The 15,306-nt window shown below is 73.2% G+C and carries 13 protein-coding genes and 2 tRNA genes; 3 read left to right on the top strand and 12 right to left on the bottom strand.

The window, feature by feature from the left end; genetic code table 11:
• Positions 1-28 precede the first annotated feature (28 nt).
• Positions 29-101 (bottom strand) — tRNA-Pro (locus IFT90_RS05265).
• 152 nt (positions 102-253) lie between these two features.
• On the opposite strand from IFT90_RS05265, the gene IFT90_RS05260 reads away from it, so the two are divergent.
• Positions 254-324 (top strand) — tRNA-Gly (locus tag IFT90_RS05260).
• Between the two features lie 167 nt (positions 325-491).
• Positions 492-1,295, top strand: coding sequence for an SGNH/GDSL hydrolase family protein (locus IFT90_RS05255; protein WP_192041243.1), 804 nt, complete (start codon positions 492-494; stop codon positions 1,293-1,295).
• Between the two features lie 22 nt (positions 1,296-1,317).
• On the opposite strand, the gene IFT90_RS05250 is transcribed toward IFT90_RS05255, so the two are convergent.
• Positions 1,318-1,956, bottom strand: a complete 639-nt coding sequence (locus IFT90_RS05250; RefSeq protein WP_192041457.1) for a response regulator transcription factor — start codon at positions 1,954-1,956, stop codon at positions 1,318-1,320.
• Between the two features lie 36 nt (positions 1,957-1,992).
• Positions 1,993-3,417, bottom strand: coding sequence for a sensor histidine kinase (locus tag IFT90_RS05245; protein WP_192041242.1), 1,425 nt, complete (start codon positions 3,415-3,417; stop codon positions 1,993-1,995).
• 182 nt (positions 3,418-3,599) lie between these two features.
• Between IFT90_RS05245 and IFT90_RS05240 the strand changes: the two genes are divergently transcribed.
• Positions 3,600-4,091 (top strand): Dps family protein, encoded by a 492-nt coding sequence (locus IFT90_RS05240; RefSeq protein ID WP_123548224.1) that lies wholly within the window; start codon positions 3,600-3,602, stop codon positions 4,089-4,091.
• Positions 4,092-4,203: 112 nt separating this feature from the next.
• On the opposite strand, the gene IFT90_RS05235 is transcribed toward IFT90_RS05240, so the two are convergent.
• The 9 genes from IFT90_RS05235 to IFT90_RS05195 all read right to left on the bottom strand — a co-directional run bounded on the left by IFT90_RS05235 (position 4,204) and on the right by IFT90_RS05195 (position 15,294).
• Positions 4,204-5,904, bottom strand: coding sequence for an ABC transporter ATP-binding protein (locus tag IFT90_RS05235; RefSeq protein ID WP_192041241.1), 1,701 nt, complete (start codon positions 5,902-5,904; stop codon positions 4,204-4,206).
• A complete protein-coding gene (locus IFT90_RS05230) occupies positions 5,901-6,485 on the bottom strand; it encodes a GbsR/MarR family transcriptional regulator (RefSeq protein WP_192041240.1) in 585 nt (194 codons plus the stop codon). Before IFT90_RS05230 ends, IFT90_RS05235 begins: the two co-directional genes overlap by 4 nt.
• 80 nt (positions 6,486-6,565) lie before the next feature.
• Entirely contained in the window at positions 6,566-7,999 is a 1,434-nt protein-coding gene (locus IFT90_RS05225) for a serine hydrolase (protein ID WP_192041239.1), read from the bottom strand.
• A gap of 20 nt (positions 8,000-8,019) precedes the next feature.
• Positions 8,020-8,913 (bottom strand): ABC transporter permease, encoded by an 894-nt coding sequence (locus IFT90_RS05220; protein WP_192041238.1) that lies wholly within the window; start codon positions 8,911-8,913, stop codon positions 8,020-8,022.
• A complete protein-coding gene (locus IFT90_RS05215; RefSeq protein WP_192041237.1) occupies positions 8,910-9,839 on the bottom strand; it encodes an ABC transporter permease in 930 nt (309 codons plus the stop codon). Before IFT90_RS05215 ends, IFT90_RS05220 begins: the two co-directional genes overlap by 4 nt.
• Entirely contained in the window at positions 9,836-11,359 is a 1,524-nt protein-coding gene (locus IFT90_RS05210) for a M14 family zinc carboxypeptidase (RefSeq protein ID WP_371812115.1), read from the bottom strand. Before IFT90_RS05210 ends, IFT90_RS05215 begins: the two co-directional genes overlap by 4 nt.
• Positions 11,356-12,948: an ABC transporter substrate-binding protein gene (locus IFT90_RS05205; protein WP_192041236.1), complete on the bottom strand. Its 1,593-nt coding sequence runs from the start codon at positions 12,946-12,948 to the stop codon at positions 11,356-11,358. Before IFT90_RS05205 ends, IFT90_RS05210 begins: the two co-directional genes overlap by 4 nt.
• 178 nt (positions 12,949-13,126) lie before the next feature.
• A complete protein-coding gene (locus IFT90_RS05200; RefSeq protein WP_371812114.1) occupies positions 13,127-14,674 on the bottom strand; it encodes an amidohydrolase in 1,548 nt (515 codons plus the stop codon).
• Complete coding sequence (locus IFT90_RS05195) at positions 14,671-15,294, bottom strand: FMN-binding negative transcriptional regulator (RefSeq protein WP_192041235.1); 624 nt, start codon at positions 15,292-15,294, stop codon at positions 14,671-14,673. Before IFT90_RS05195 ends, IFT90_RS05200 begins: the two co-directional genes overlap by 4 nt.
• Positions 15,295-15,306 lie beyond the last annotated feature (12 nt).

Below are 15,306 nucleotides of genomic sequence, written 5' to 3'. Positions count from 1 at the left end.
CACGTCCGAGACAGCAGGTAGACGATCGTCGGGGCGACAGGACTCGAACCTGCGATCTTCCGCCCCCAAAACGGACGCGCTAGCCACTACGCTACGCCCCGTATATCACCTGGCACGGCGAGCTCCGTTGGTCCCGTTGAGGTCGGGTGGAGACAAGCCTCGAGGGAGTCTAGCCGACCTGAGGTGCGCCCGTGCCGGGCCGGTCGACGACATGCTCTATAGTTGTCAGCACCCCTGTGACACAGGTCACTCCGGGGATGTAGCTCAATGGTAGAGCCTCAGTTTTCCAAACTGATGGCGCGGGTTCGATTCCCGTCATCCCCTCTCGATCGCTCGACGCCTCCGGCGTCCGGTGCCGCAGGCACCGTGCATGGATCCTCCTCCCGATGTCATCCGTCTCTCGACGCCCTCGACGTTGCATCCCCGAAGAGGGGGCGCGTTCGGTGCCGTCTCGGTACTGAGCGACTGCCGCGATGCCTCATGATCTGAGGATGGATCGCGCGAAGATCGCCCGGGCCGCGCTCGTGGGCGCGGCCCTCGCCCTGCTCGTGACGGGGTGCAGCGCCGGCGTGACCACCGCCTCCCCCGTGTCCGCCCCCACCGGGCCCCCGCAGGCCGCCGCCTCCGCCGCACCGGGCGACGTCACGGGAGGCGGCACCGGCGAGGACGACGTGCGCCGTGACGACGCCGTGCGCGTCGCGATCGTGGGCGACTCCCTGACGGCCGGCGGCGCGCGACTGCTCAGCGACGGCCTCGACGCGAACACCTGGATGACGTACGCGCGCGGCGACGGCGTCGAGTGGGTGGGCGGGTGGGCCAAGGGCGGCAGCACCATCCAGGAGCAGGCCGCAGCGGTGACCCCGGTCGCCGACGTCGACGTCCTCGTGCTGATGTCGGGCACGAACGACGTGCGCAGGGGGATCGGCTTCGCCGAGTCCGCCGCCTCGTACGACGCCGTCGTCGCCACCGTCGCCCCGCGCCACGTCGTTGTCGCGGCGATCCCGCCCTACGACCGCGCGCCCGCCGCCGCCGCCGTGTACCAGAGGGCCCTCGAGCGGCACGTGCTCGAGAGGGGCTGGACCTGGACCGATCCCTGGGGCTTCGCCCGCGACGGCCTCGTGTTCGCGGCCGGGACCTCGCCCGACGGCATCCACCCCACGACGGTCGGGTACCAGCGCGTCGGCGAGTCGCTGCGCGAGACGATCCTCGAGGTGGGCGGCACCCGGGGCGACCTGCTCCAGGCCGGCCCGGCGGCGGACGGCACGGCCGAGGGCGACCGGTCGCGGACCAGCTAGCCGGTCGACCGCCGCGACGACCTCACCGCTGGAGGAAGGCGAGGACGGCGAGCACCCGGCGGTGGTCGCTCCCGCTGTCCTCGAGCAGCAGCTTCTGGAAGATCGAGGTGACGTTCTTCTCCACCGCACCGGTGCCGATGACGAGGGCGGCGGCGATGGCCGCGTTGGTGCGCCCCTCGGCCATCAGGCCGAGCACCTCGCGCTCACGGGGCGTCAGCGCGGCGAGCGGGTCGCCTCGCCGGCCGAGCAGCTGCGAGACGACCTGGGGGTCGAGCACCGTGCCGCCGTCGGCGACCCGGCCGAGCGCGTCGCCGAACTCGTCCACGGAGGCGACGCGGTCCTTGAGCAGGTAGCCCACTCCCCCGCTGCCTGCCTCGAGCAGGTCGCGGGCGTACGCCACCTCGACGTACTGCGAGAGCAGCAGGATGCCGAGCCCGGGACGGCGGCGTCTGGCCTCGATCGCGGCACGGACCCCCTCGTCTGTGTGGGTCGGGGGCATCCGCACGTCGAGCACCGCGACGTCGGGCGCCTTCTCGTCGAGCTCGGCCAGGAGGGAGTCCGCGTCGCCGTAGGCACCGACGACGTCGGCGCCGATCTCGTCGAGGAGGCGGACGAGGCCCTCGCGGAGCAGCACCGAGTCGTCCGCGACGACGACGCGCAGGGCGGGGGTCACAGGTCGCTCGGGCACCCCGCCAGTCTAGGGAGCGGGCGGCGCGGCGGGAGCAGCCGGACCGGTCGCACCGACCTCCGCCGGCGAGTCGTCGACGAGCGGGATGCTCACCGTCACGATGGTCGGCCCGCCCGTCGGGCTGGAGATGTCGAGGAACCCGCCCAGGCCCACGAGCCGCTCCTGCACGCCGGCGAGCCCGTGTCCGTCGCGGAGGCCCGCGCCGCCCTGGCCGTCGTCGGTGACGACGAGCTCGAGCAGGGTGCCGCGGCCGTCGGGAGCGGTCCTCGTGCGGAGCACGAGGTCGGCCGAGATCGCGGACGAGTGCTTGCCCGTGTTGGTCACGAGCTCGGAGGCGATGAAGTAGGCGTTCCGCTGGATCTCCGCGGGCAGCACGACGTGGGCGGGCACCCGGTTCAGCAAGGCCGTGGGGATGACCGCGCGGTCGACGAGCGACTCGAGCGCCGCGACCAGCCCGCGGTCGAGCAGCAGGGGAGGCGCGAAGCCGCGGGACAGGGCGCGCAGCTCCTCGAGGGCCTCGCGGGACTGGGCCCGCGCCTCCTCGATCAGGGCCTTGCCCTTCTCGGGGTCGGAGTCGACGGCCCTGGCCGCCGCGGCGAGGTCCATCTGCAGGCGCACGAGGCGCTGCTGCGGCCCGTCGTGGATGTCGCGCTCGAGGCGGCGGAGGGCCGTGCCCTCGGCCGAGAGGGCCGCGGTGCGCGAGATCTCGCGGTCGGCGAGCTCGACGGCGAGCTGGTCGCTGCGGAAGCCTCCGAGCATGGCGGCGGCGATCGCGTGGTGCATCACGACGAAGCCGTGCACGACGAAGGGCATCAGCAGCACGACGCCCGCGAGCACGATGGCCCCGAGCAGGAGGAGCAGGAGCCCGCCGCCGCCCCCGACGACCGCGTGCAGGCCGTCGCCGCCGGGCACGCTGCGGACGACCACGCCGCCGAAGACGAACAGCAGGGCGGGGCCCGCGACGAGCAGCACGATGACCATCGTCGTGAGGGCGGCCGCGGCCGGGAACACCACGAGGCCGTAGAGCAGGTAGAGCCAGTAGTGCGGGTTCGCGAACGCCGAGAGCGCGCGGACGCCGCGGTTGTCGGAGCGGCCCCAGGTCGTGTTCGGCGTCCAGTCGACGGGACGCACGGGACGGTCGATCGCCCAGCGCAGGCGGATCACCTCGAACGTGCCGAACCAGCGCGCCAGCCACAGGCTCGCGAAGACCACGACGGCGAGGAAGACGAACCCGACGACCGAGTTGTCGGCCTGGCCGAGCGACCGGAAGAAGAGGGTGGAGAGGCCGCCGATCACGACGACCAGCACCGCCGACAGGGCGACGTAGCCGAGCTCGCGGGGCAGGGCACGCCAGCGACGCCCGTAGCCGCCGGGCGGGGGCGGCGGCGAGAGGTAGGGGTTCGTGGGGGCGCTGATGGTGCTCTCCTGGGTCATGCCTCGAGCCTCGCGGAGGCGCGGGCACCGTCCCATGGTGCCAGCGCCCGAGAGGGCGGTGGGGTTATCCCCCGCACGGCCAGGTGAGGCCAGGCTGGCCTCGGTGAGCCGAGCCTCAGCTTGCTTGCGGAATCCGCTCAGCCCTCTAGCGTGGGGTAGATCGTCTAGGAAAGGACACCGCCATGACCGACGCCACCACCATCACCGTCCCCCAGGGTTCCGTCGACCCCGACGTCGCCGCCGGCGTCGCCCAGTTCCTCAGCCCCATCGTCACCGACCTCACGGCGCTGTCCGTCAACGGCAAGCAGGCGCACTGGCACGTGCGCGGCATCGCGTTCGTCGCCGTGCACGAGCTGATCGACGTGGTCGTCGACCACGCCCGCGAGTGGGCCGACCTCGCCGCGGAGCGCGTCGTCGCCCTCGGCCTGCCCGTCGACGCCCGCATCGAGACCGTCGCCGCCAAGACGAGCATCCCGACGACCTCGCCCGGCTTCAACCAGATCGACCGCACGATCGCCGAGCTGGTCGCCCAGATCGACGCCTCCCTCGTCGCCGTCCGCACGGCCATCGACGAGCTCGGCGAGCTCGACGCGTCCAGCCAGGACGTCGCCATCGAGATCTCGCGCGGCCTCGAGAAGGACCGCTGGTTCCTCGCCGCGCACGTCGCCGGCTGAGTCCGCTCCCTCCTGACGCGCGGAGGCCGTCGCCCTCGGGGCGGCGGCCTCCGTCGTGTCCCGGGCTGTCGTGCACCGGGGGGGTCGTGCCCGCACCCAGGGCGTCAGGGCGTCAGGCGCTGAGCCGCTCCTCCCGACGACGCCGCTGCTCGACGGGGTCGGGCACCGGCGCCGAGGCGATCAGCCGTCGCGTGTAGTCGTCCGACGGCGCCGTCAGGACGGAGTCGCGGTCGCCGAGCTCGACCAGCCGTCCCGACCGCAGGACGGCGACGCGGTCGCAGAGCGAGTCGACGACGGCCAGGTCGTGGCTGATGAAGAGGCACGCGAACCCGAGCCGGCCCTGCAGCGACCGGAACACGTCGAGGACCTTGGCCTGCACCGACACGTCGAGGGCGCTGGTGGGCTCGTCGGCGATGAGGAGGTCAGGGTCGAGCGCGACCGCGCGCGCGATCGCCACGCGCTGCCGCTGCCCTCCGGAGAGCTCGTGCGGGTAGCGCTCGCGCCAGGCCCCGCCCAGCCCGACGTCGGCCAGCAGCGCGTCGACCCGGTCCGTCAGCTCAGCACCGCGCAGCCCGCGCCTGACCTGCAACGGCTCGCCGAGGGTCTGGGCGATGCTGTACCTCGGGTTCAGCGAGGTCGACGGGTTCTGGAAGACGACGGCGACCCGCTCGCGCATCGCCCGCTGCTCACGTCGACCCGCCGTGGCGAGGTCGACGCCCGCCACCTGGACGACGCCCGAGGTGATCGGCGCCAGCCCGACGGCCGCCCGCCCGATCGTCGTCTTGCCGCTGCCCGACTCGCCCACGAGGCCGAGGATCTCGCCGCGGCCGACCGTGAAGCTCACGTCGTCGACGGCACGGAAGCGGCCCACGACCCGGTTGCCGTACTCGACTACGAGGTCGCGCACGACGAGCGCCGGCGGCGGCACAGCCGCGGCGGCAGCAGGCGCAGCGGCGGGCACGGCGGAAGCCGCAGCCGCGCCCGCGCCCGCGCCCGAAGCCGGGCCCGCCACGACGAGGCGGTCGCCCACGCGCGGCACCGCGTCGAGCAGGGCGCGCGTGTACTCGGCCACGGGGGCCGGGAAGAGGGCCCCGACGTCGTTCGTCTCGACCACCCGGCCCGACCGCATCACGAGGACGCGATCGGCGAGGTCGGCCACCACGCCCATGTCGTGGGTGATGAGCAGGATGCTCGTCCCCGAGCCCTGCTGGAGTCGGCGGAGCACGTCGAGCACCTCGGCCTGCACGGTCACGTCGAGCGCGGTCGTCGGCTCGTCGGCGATCAGCAGGGCAGGGTCGGAGGCCAGCGCCATCGCGATCATGATCCGCTGGCACTGGCCGCCGGAGAGCTGGTGCGGGAACGACCGCAGCCGGGCCTCCGGCTCGGGGATCTCGACGCTCCTCAGCAGCTCGACGGCGCGGGCCCGCACCGCGGCACGGCCGAGCTCCGGCTCGTGCCGGCGGACCGCCTCCTCGATCTGGAACCCGACCGTGAAGACCGGGTTCAGGGCCGCCGTGGGATCTTGGAAGATCATGGCGATCCGCTCGCCCCGGAGGTGCCGCACGGCGGCGTCCGGCAGCCCGACGAGCTCCTGGCCGTCGAAGACGACCGAGCCCTCGACCGTCGCGTTCGCCGGCAGCAGGCCGAGCACCGACATGGCGCTGACGCTCTTGCCCGAGCCCGACTCGCCCACGACCGCGAGCACCTCGCCGCGGCGGACCTCGAAGGAGGCGCCCTCGACCGCGACCTGGTCGTCACCGTCGACGTCGAACCGGATCGTCAGGTCGTGCACGCTCAGCAGCGGGTCGGTCATCGGGGCTCCTGGTCGTCGTCGGTCGGGGAGTCGCCCCGTGCCGGGGCGGCCGCGTCGCGGTCGGCCTTGAACGCCTCCCAGTCGGCGAGCATCTTGCGGTGGTACCTCGAGACCCAGGTCATGTAGTCGCGGCCGTTCACCAGCCGGTGCCGCACCTCCTCGTCCCGCTCGTCGGCCGGGTCGAGCACGGCGAGGCCCTGCTCGATGGTGACGCGCTGGCGGTCGAGGTACCGACGCTCGCCGGCGAGCCAGCTGCCCCAGATGTCGTCCTCGGCCCGGAAGTAGTGGCTGCGGTCGCCCGGCACGACGTGGCGGGCGATGAAGCCGGAGTCGACCAGGCGGCGGGTGGACATCGAGACCGACCCGGCGCTCGCGCTCAGGGCGGAGCCGAGGTCGGCGGACGAGATGTACGGCTCGCGCATCATCATGAGGTAACCGAGGATGCGGCCGTCCATCAGCGCCGAGCCCGCCATCTCCCACATGACGGCGAACTGCTCGACGAAGTCCCGTCGGGCGGCCTCGTCGGCCGTGACCTCAGGCCCGGAGGAGGAGGTCGTCGTCGTGGGGTCGTGGCGCGGCATGCGTTCTCTCGATCCGTGAGGTGTCGCCTCGGCAGGGCGAACGGTGCCCGGCCAGCCTAGATCGGCGGCGGTGACGGTCGTCATCCCTCGAGCTCCGTCACCGGGCGCATGCTCATGCCTCCCGCGCCCCGCAGCCGCGAGACCCGACCGTCGGCGTCGAACTCGTAGCGCATCGTCTCGCCCACCGCCCCGAAGCCGTTGCCCCGGGCGATCAGGAGCTCGTCCGGCCCGGCCACGCGCAGCCGGTCCAGGCCGTCGACCGGGTCCGCGCCGGACGGGTGCAGCGCCACGAGGTTCTCGCCGAGCAGCGCCACGTCGACGATGCCGAACTCGCCCGCGAACCGGCCGGTGAAGCGGGCCGGGTCGACGCCCGACGAGGAGGCGCGGGTCGCGAGGCCGGGCGGCGCCGGCTCGAGCGCCAGGTCGAGGAGTCGCAGCACGCCCGACGAGAGCGCGGTGGCGGGCCCGTCCACGGCGTTGGTCAGCACCGAGACGGCGAGCCCCAGGGCCGGGTCGAACAGCGTGCGGGTGATGTGGCCCGGGTACCCGCCCGAGTGGCCGACGACCCGGTGGCCGCCGACGCGGTCGATCACGAAGCCGAGGCCGTAGTGCGCCGACTCCGGCTGCGACGCGTCGGACTGCCAGGCCTCCCGCTGGGCGAGCCGCTTGCTGTGTTCGCCGAGCAGGCGCTCGTCGCCGTCGAAGTGCGCCGACGCGTACCGCACGAGGTCGGACGCGGTGCCGTAGAACCCGGTCGCCGCGGCCATGGCGCGGGTGTCGACGTGGGCGAGCCGCACCCGCGTCTGCGAGACGTGCCGGCCGCTGTGGCCGGCCGCGTACTCGTCGGCGCGCGACTCGTCCCACTCCGGGCCGGTGTGCCGCAGCCCGAGCGGCTCGACGATCGACTCGGTGACGAAGTCGCCGTACGACCGGCCCGACACGGCGGCGACCACCAGCCCGAGCAGCGAGTAGCCGAGGTTGCTGTAGTTGAAGCCCGCCCCCGCGGGCGCCTTGTCGCCCCGGTCGAGCAGCATCTCGATCAGCTCGGCCTCGTCGGGGAACGGCCGGCCGTGCTGCCAGTAGTCGCCGTCGAGGCCGTCGCGGATCACGCCCGCGCCGTGCTCGAGCAGCTCGCGGACGGTGGCGTCGGCGAGGCGGGACCCGGCCTCGGCCAGGCGCGGCACGTGCTGCCCGACCGGGTCGTCGAGGCGCAGGGCTCCGCGCTCGACGAGCTGCAGCACCGCCGTGGCCGTGAAGGTCTTCGAGTGCGACGCGATGCGGAACAGGTGCTCCGTCGTCAACGGGGCGCCCGCCTCCTCGTCTGCCAGCCCGTGCGCCGACGAGAGCTGGAGCGCGTCGTCGAACCAGACGGCGGCCTGGACGCCCGGCACGCGCTCGCGCCAGCGCCGGTACGCGAGCCAGCCGTCGACGTAGGGCAGGGCGGCCCGGAGGTCGGCGATCTGCGGAGCGGTGAGGGCGGTCGGGACCTCGGGGGCCTCGGGCGTCGTGGTCATGGGTCCTCCGGTGGTCGGCGTCACTGCTGGCGACGAGGGTCGAGGGCGGCACGGAGGGTGTCGCCCAGGCTGATGATGCTGAGCACGGTCACGGCCAGGAACAGGGCCGGGAACACGAGGAGGTGGGGCGCGTTCTGGAACTGGCTCGACGCGCTCGCGAGCTGCAGGCCCCACGAGATCGCCGGTGCCTCGAGGCCGATGCCGAGGTACGTCAACGAGCTCTCGGCCACGATGACCCCGCCCACCGTGATGGTGGCGACGACGAAGACGGGCGACAGCGAGCTCGGCAGCACGTAGCGCGTGACGATCCGCCAGGTCGAGAGCCCCATCGTCCGTGCCGCGAGGACGAAGTCCGCCTGGCGCACCGACCGGACCGAGCCGCGCACCAGGCGGGCCATCGTCGGCCAGCCGAACAGGGCGAGCACGAGCGAGACGGTGAGGACCGACCGCTCGCCGGCGCTGTTCAGCACGACGACCGCGCCGAGCAGCAGGGGGAACCCGAGGAACACGTCGGTGAGGCGCGAGAGCGCGGCGTCGACGATCCCGCCGCGCATCCCCGCGATCGTCCCGACCACGATCGCGACGACCATCGAGAGCACCGTCGTGAGCAGGCCGACCGACAAGGAGGCGCGGGTGCCGTGGATCACGTTGGCCCACACGTCGCAGCCCTGCAGGTCGTACCCGAACGGGTGCCCGCCGGTCGGGTCGGCGCCGCTGAGGCCGAGGTCGCAGACCCGGGGGTCGCCGTTGCCGAAGAGCCCGGCGAACGGGCCGGGGAACACCGCGATCAGCGTCAGCAGCAGGACGACGACCGCAGGGACGACGAAGCCGGGCCGACGGACGGCCCGCCGCAGCGGATGACGACGCCCGCCGGCGAGGGACGGGGCGACGGGGGTCGTGAAGCTCTCGGTCATCGTCGGACTCTCGGGTCGAGCAGGGCGTGGATCGCGTCGACCAGGAGGCTGGTGACGAGGAAGACGAGGATCAGCGCGGTCGAGATGCCGACCACCGTCGCGCCCTCGTGGCTGCGGATGGCCCCGAACAGGAGGTTGCCGACCCCCGGCAGGTTGAAGATCCCCTCGATGATGACCGTGCCGCCGAGCAGGTAGCCGAGGTCGGTCGCGAGGAACGTCGCGGTGGGGATCAGCGAGTTCCGCATCACGTGCACGCCGATCACCCGTCGGGGGGCGAGCCCCTTGGCCCTGGCCGTCCGCACGTAGTCGGAGCTGAGGTTCTCGAGCACGGAGGCGCGGGTCAGGCGGGAGACGGAGGCCAGCCCGAAGAGGGCGATCACGATCGCGGGCAGCGCGTAGGCGGCCGGCCAGCCGGCCGTCACGCCGGCGACGGGGAACCAGTCGAGCCGGACCGCGAACACGAGCTGGAGGGTGACCCCCACGACGAACACGGGGATCGCGCTGGCCACGATGGTGCCGCCCAGGATCGCCTTGTCGACCAGCGTGCCGCGCCTCAGCGCCGACAGCACGCCGAGCCCGATGCCGACGACGATCTCGAGCAGCCACGCCGACAGCGCCAGCGTGACCGTGACGGGCCAGCGGCTGGCCATCTGGTCGCCCACCGACTGGCCGGTGAACGTCGTGCCGAAGTCGCCGCGGAACAGCCCGCCGATGTACCGGGTGTACTGCTGCCAGAGCGGCTCGTCGAGGTGGTACTCGGCCCGGAGCGCTCGGACGACCGCGTCGCTGAGGGGCCGGTCGCCGCCCAGCGCCCGGATCGGGTCGCCGGGCAGCGCGAACACGGTGAAGTAGATGACGAAGGTGACCCCGACGAAGACGACGGCGAGTCCGCCGACGCGCTCGACGACGGCCAGCGCGGTCTTCATCGCGAGCCCTCGGCGGGCGGCAGGGTCGGGGTCGGGGCAGGGTCGGCGGCGGCGGCGGCGGCGGCCGGCCGGCCCGTGCCCGCGAGGTGGGCGGCAGCGGCCAGGACGGCCCCGTACTGCACGCCGACGAGGCTCGCGATCGGGATCACCTCGGCACGGTCGTCGGCCGCGGCCTCGGCCTGCCAGGTGGCGTAGAGGACGGCCGCCTCCTCGGCGAGCCGGCGGAGCGGCGCGGACGCCGTCCCCGCGGCGGACTCGACCTCGAGCGCGCGCAGCAGCATCCCGCCGTAGCGCAGGCGGAAGCAGTGCACGAGGTCCTCGCACGAGAAGCGCTCGGCGACGGTCGCGGGTCGTGCCGACGCCGGATCGGCCGCCCGGGCACGATCCACCGTTCCCATCCGGATCAGCATCGGCACGAAGGCGCGTGAGGCGCGGAGGAACGGCGACTCGATCGTGAGGGCCGGCTCGGCACGGGCGAGCAGGCCGGCCAGCGCCTCCCCCGTCTCCGTCATCCGGGCGCTGGTGCGGAGCAGCAGGGCCGAGTAGGCCTCGTCCGTGGGCGAGGTGTCGTCCGCGTCGGGGTGCTTCCAGTAGGGCAGCTCGGCCACGAGGCCGAGGGTGCCGTGCCGGCTCGCGTACTCGCTCGACGACGACCCGCCGATCTCGACCGCGGCCTCGACCCCCAGGGACTCGAGGTAGTCGTAGGCGTCGGCGATCGTGCCGGTGCCGAAGACGGCCGGCGCGTACTGCTCGAGGTACGGCGACTCGGGCTCGCCGGTGTCGAGCGGCAGGCCGAGCGAGGCAGGGACGGCGTGCAGCGCCTCCGTCAGCTCGGGCACCGGCCGGCTCAGGTAGTAGTAGACGCCGCCCATCTCGCCGTTGTGCAGGCTGACGTAGAGCTCGGGCCTCAGCTCGTCGATCAGGCGCATGAGGCCGAGGGTCTCGGGCATCACGCGATCGAAGTAGGCGTCCCCGTACGACGTGGGGAAGGTCCACTCGACCTGCTCGTCCGGCGCCGGGCGGTAGAAGCGACGCGCGTAGTGGCCGCGGTCGCCCGGATCGGCGAACCAGCCCTCGTTGAGGCGCCCGCCGTCCGGGTCGATGCTCGGCACGATGTGCCAGACGGCGCCGAGCGACTCGCGCAGCTCGGCGTCGGCGCAGAGCGTCTCGGCGAGGTGGATCGCCGTCCACGAGCCGATCGGCTCGTTGGGGTGGACGCCGCCGACGATCAGGTGGTTCCGGGAGGCGGTGCCCGTCGAAGCTGCACCGCTGGAGGCTGCACCTATCGAGGCTGTGCCTATGGAATACATCCGGATGGGCTCGCCGAGGCGGCTCGTCGCGACGCGGCGGCTGGAGACGAGACCGGGGTTCTCGCGCTCGATCCGGGCGAAGCGCTCGGCCAGGGCGTCGAGCGTGGGGAAGCCGTCGAGCGGGGGCACCGAGCCGGCCCGGCGGACGATGTCGTCCGTCGAGCCGACCACGGCGGGGGCGGGGCGGGTGGCGCGGTCGTCGATCGTCACTTCAGGGTGATCCCCTGCACGATCGGGCTGCCGGCGGCCTGAGGCAGGGTCGCGACCTTCTCGCTGGTGACGTACGAGTACTTGTCCGAGAACGTCGGCGCGACGGGGAAGTCCGCGAGCACCTCCTCCTGGACCGCGCGGTAGGCGTCGGTCGCCGCCTCCGGCGTCGCGGCCTGGTCCGCCTCGTCGAGCAGCGCGTCGACCTCGGGCGAGCTGTACCAGGTGCAGTCGTAGCAGCCGCCCGCCTCGGTGAAGAGCGACCGCAGGGTGTTCTGCTGGCTGACGTAGAGCGCGCCCCAGTGGCCGAAGTGCGGGCCGGACGTGGTGCGGTCGACGAGGCCCTGGTAGTACTCGGCCCAGTCGGTGCTCGGCTTCGCCACGACGTCCTCGACGCCGAGGTTCTGCCGGATCTGGTTCGCGTAGGCCTCGAAGAGCGAGTCGAGGCCGCTGCCGCCCGGGTAGACGATCTCCATCGTGCCGTCGAAGCCGCCGGCCTCCTCGAGCAGGGCCTGGGCCGCGTCGGGGTCGAACTCGCAGAACTCGCCGCAGAGGCCCTCGGGTGTGCCGTCCATCGCGGACGGGGTGAAGGCCGTCGCGGGCTCGTAGAGGCCGCCGTAGATGGCCGTGTTCACGGCGTCCCGGTCGATGGACATCGAGATCGCCTGGCGCACCCGGACGTCCGAGTAGCGCTCGTCGGTCAGGGGGAACCCGAGGTAGTCGATGCCGGGGGCGTCGAACGAGTACAGGCGGTCGCCGAAGTCGGCCTCGGCGGACGTCATCTTCGACGCGGGCAGGAACAGCACGTCGGCGTTGCCCGCGAGCACGTCGGTGTAGGCCGTGTTCTGGTCGCTGTAGCTGCGGTAGGTGATGTCGTCGACCTGGGCCGCGTCGTCGCCCTGGTACCCGTCGTACTTCGACACCGTGAACTCGGCGTCGTCGACCCACGGCTCGGTCATCTCGAAGGGGCCGTTGCCGACGGGCTGGCGGTCGTACGCCTCCATGTCGTCGTAGGCGGACTCGGGCATCGGGTAGAAGCCGGTCTGCGCCTGGCTCAGCTGCAGCGGGAACTGGCTGTCGGCGTGCGACAGCTGCACCGTGAAGGTCGTGTCGTCGACGACGGAGAGGCCGCTCATCGTGCTCGCGGTCGGGTCGCCCTCGGCCGGGTTCAGGTCGTCGTAGCCGGCGATCCCCGCGAGCTGGCCGCTGTTCTCGAAGGCGTTCGCGGCGTCGGCCGTGTAGTTCCACGCGTCCACGTAGCTCTGGGCCGTGACCGGCGTGCCGTCCTGGAAGGTCCAGCCGTCGCGCAGGACGATCGTCCACGTGGTCGCGTCGTCCGACTCGACCGACTCGGCCTGCACGTACGTGACGGCGTTGTCGGCGTCGACCGAGACGAGCGGCGCGAACAGGCTCATCACCTGCGTGAACGCGACGGTCTGGCGCCCGGGCGTCAGGTGGTCCGGCTCGGCCGTGGCGTAGACGAGGGTCCCGCCCGCGTCGGCGCCGGAGGAGCCGCCTCCTGCGGCACAGCCGCCGAGGGCGAGGGCGGCGACCGTGACGGCTGCGGCGAGGGTCGTTCGGGTGGCTCTCATGTGTGTCCTCCAGCGCCCTGGGGCGGTTCGGGTGGTGCACTCCGATGCCGTGACGGGACGGCGTGCTGTCACGTTAGGGAGCGGACACGGTCGAGCGGAAGACTTCGCGCTCAAAAGTTTCACTACTTTTTGAAACCTTCATCACGACGAAACACCGAAGAAACACGACAGGCGTCGGTCAGAGCGCCCGGTGCGTCCAGCGCCCGCCGAGCAGCGTGGCCGAGACGGCCAGGTGCCGCAGCTCGTCGTCGGAGGCGGTGAGCGGGTCGCACTCGGTCACGACGAGATCGGCCGCCGAGCCGACCTCGACCCTGGTCCGGCCGCCGGTCGACGCGGCGAGCGCGGTGCGCGCCGCCAGCCGCTGCTCGGGGTGCCACGGGTCGCGGCCGTCACGCGCCCGCCAGACGGCCGCGGCGATCGCCACCCACGGGTCGAGCGGCGCCACCGGCGCGTCCGAGCCGAGCTGGAGGCGCACCCCCGCCTCGGCGAGGCTCCCCCACGCGAACGAGCGCCCGGTGCGGCCCGCCCACAGCCGGTCGGCGACGTCGCGGTCGTCCATGGCGTGCTCGGGCTGGATGCTGGCCACGATGCCGAGCCGCGCGAACCGCGCGACGTCGTCCGCGTCGAGCAGCTGTGCGTGCTCGATCGAGCCGCCGCAGCCGACCTCCTCGAGGGCGTCGAGGGCCGACGCGTTCGCCGCGTCGCCGATCGCGTGCACCGCGGGCACCAGGCCCGCCGAGGAGGCGCGTCTCAGGTGGTCGACGAGCGCCTCCTTCCCGTAGGTCGCCACGCCCCGCGCCGCGGGGTCGCCCTCCATGCCGACGTAGGCGTCCCGGCACCACGCTGTGCGGGTGCCGAGCGAGCCGTCGGTGATGATCTTGGCCGGCCCCATCTCGACGAGGCCGTGCGTGCCGGGGATCACGTCGCCGGTGCGCAGGCCGCGGGCGACGACCTCGTCGAGGTCGGCCGGGTAGACGCCGGCGCGCACGCGGAGGCACGTCGTGCCCGCCGCCACCCTGCGGGCCCAGCGGTCGACCGAGAGGGTCATCTCGAGGTCGACGATCCCGACGACGCCTCGCGCGGCGGCGGCCTCGGCGGCCTCGGCCACCCACTCGTCGAGCTGGTCCTCCGAGACGGCGCTGACCGCGGTGCTCACGGCGAAGGCGTCCGCCTCGCGCAGCAGGCCCGTCGGGTGGCCGGCGTGACCGTGGGCCGCGAGGGCCCGGGAGTCGAGCCAGACGGAGTGCAGGTCCTTGCTGACGAGCACGACGGGGACGTCGCCGGAGACGGCGTCGAGCAGGGCCCTGGTGGGCTCGTCGGCCCAGAGCGCGTCCTGGAACCCGTAGCCGATCAGGGGCTGCCCGGGCGCCGGGGGCTGCGAGCGGAGGCGCTCCCCCACGAGCGACGCCGCCTCGGCGGCCGACCCGGCCGCCGACACGTCCAGGCGACGACGCACGAGCGCCCACTGGTCCATGTGCACGTGGGAGTCCCAGAGGCCCGGTCCGAGCCAGCAGCCGTCGAGGTCGACGACGTCGGCGACGTCGGCACCCTCGACCGCGACGAGCCCCTGGCCGATCTCGGCGACGACACCTCCACGGAGGAGGACGTCGACCCGGGCGGCGTCCTCGGGGCTGTGGACGCCGGTGAGGCGGGCGTTCCTCAGGAGGACGGGACGCGCCTTCTCGGGTCCGGCATCGGTGCCGGTGCCGGGCAGGACCGCGCTCACCGGTCGCGGACCCGTCGCATCTCGGCCGCGAGGGCTGGCTGGGAGTAGTGCTCCCCGTGCTCGAGCTCGTCCACGATGCGGTCGACGACCTCGGGCGCCTTGTTCTGGCTCAGCTTGGCGCGCGCGTCGAACCGGGTGACCCGCAGCCGGATGCCGACGGTGCCCTTCGCCACACGGCGCGAGCCCTCCTCGTCGAGCGTGAGGGTCGACGGCTCGGGCATGACGCGCTCGAAGTGGTCGACGAGCTCGCCGAGCACGCGGAAGTTCTCGTCGTCCGACAGGATCTCGGGCGTGCCCCAGAGGTGCGCCGTGACGTGGTTCCAGGTCGGGATGATCTGCTCGGCGGGGTACCACCCGGGAGACACGTAGCCGTGAGGCCCCTGGACGATCACCATGACCTCGGAGGTGCCCAGCTCGAGCGAGCGCTCGTCGGGCCGGCCGACGTGGCTGACCAGCACGATCGCGTCGGGGTCGGCCGGGTCGTCCTCGAGCACCACCGGGTAGTGCGAGGCCACGATGCCGTCAGCCGTCGACGCGACGATCGTGGCCCAGGGGTTCTCGCGGACGAGCCGCCTGACCTCGTCGACGTCGGACAGGACGAACGTGGGGGTGTGCCGCATGGAGCCACCCTG

Source organism: Frigoribacterium sp. CFBP 8766 (genome assembly GCF_014841435.1).
Lineage (GTDB): Bacteria > Actinomycetota > Actinomycetes > Actinomycetales > Microbacteriaceae > Frigoribacterium.
This window is presented reverse-complemented; position numbering and strand designations above follow the sequence as displayed.

Excerpts from the sequence above, each read along its gene's own strand:
- IFT90_RS05240 (WP_123548224.1), top strand. The coding sequence starts at position 3,600 with ATGACCGACGCCACCACCATCACCGTCCCCCAGGGTTCCGTCGACCCC.
- IFT90_RS05255 (WP_192041243.1), top strand. The coding sequence starts at position 492 with ATGGATCGCGCGAAGATCGCCCGGGCCGCGCTCGTGGGCGCGGCCCTC.
- IFT90_RS05205 (WP_192041236.1), bottom strand. The coding sequence starts at position 12,948 with ATGAGAGCCACCCGAACGACCCTCGCCGCAGCCGTCACGGTCGCCGCC.
- IFT90_RS05225 (WP_192041239.1), bottom strand. The coding sequence starts at position 7,999 with ATGACCACGACGCCCGAGGCCCCCGAGGTCCCGACCGCCCTCACCGCT.
- IFT90_RS05220 (WP_192041238.1), bottom strand. The coding sequence starts at position 8,913 with ATGACCGAGAGCTTCACGACCCCCGTCGCCCCGTCCCTCGCCGGCGGG.
- IFT90_RS05215 (WP_192041237.1), bottom strand. The coding sequence starts at position 9,839 with ATGAAGACCGCGCTGGCCGTCGTCGAGCGCGTCGGCGGACTCGCCGTC.
- IFT90_RS05195 (WP_192041235.1), bottom strand. The coding sequence starts at position 15,294 with ATGCGGCACACCCCCACGTTCGTCCTGTCCGACGTCGACGAGGTCAGG.
- IFT90_RS05230 (WP_192041240.1), bottom strand. The coding sequence starts at position 6,485 with ATGCCGCGCCACGACCCCACGACGACGACCTCCTCCTCCGGGCCTGAG.
- IFT90_RS05235 (WP_192041241.1), bottom strand. The coding sequence starts at position 5,904 with ATGACCGACCCGCTGCTGAGCGTGCACGACCTGACGATCCGGTTCGAC.
- IFT90_RS05245 (WP_192041242.1), bottom strand. The coding sequence starts at position 3,417 with ATGACCCAGGAGAGCACCATCAGCGCCCCCACGAACCCCTACCTCTCG.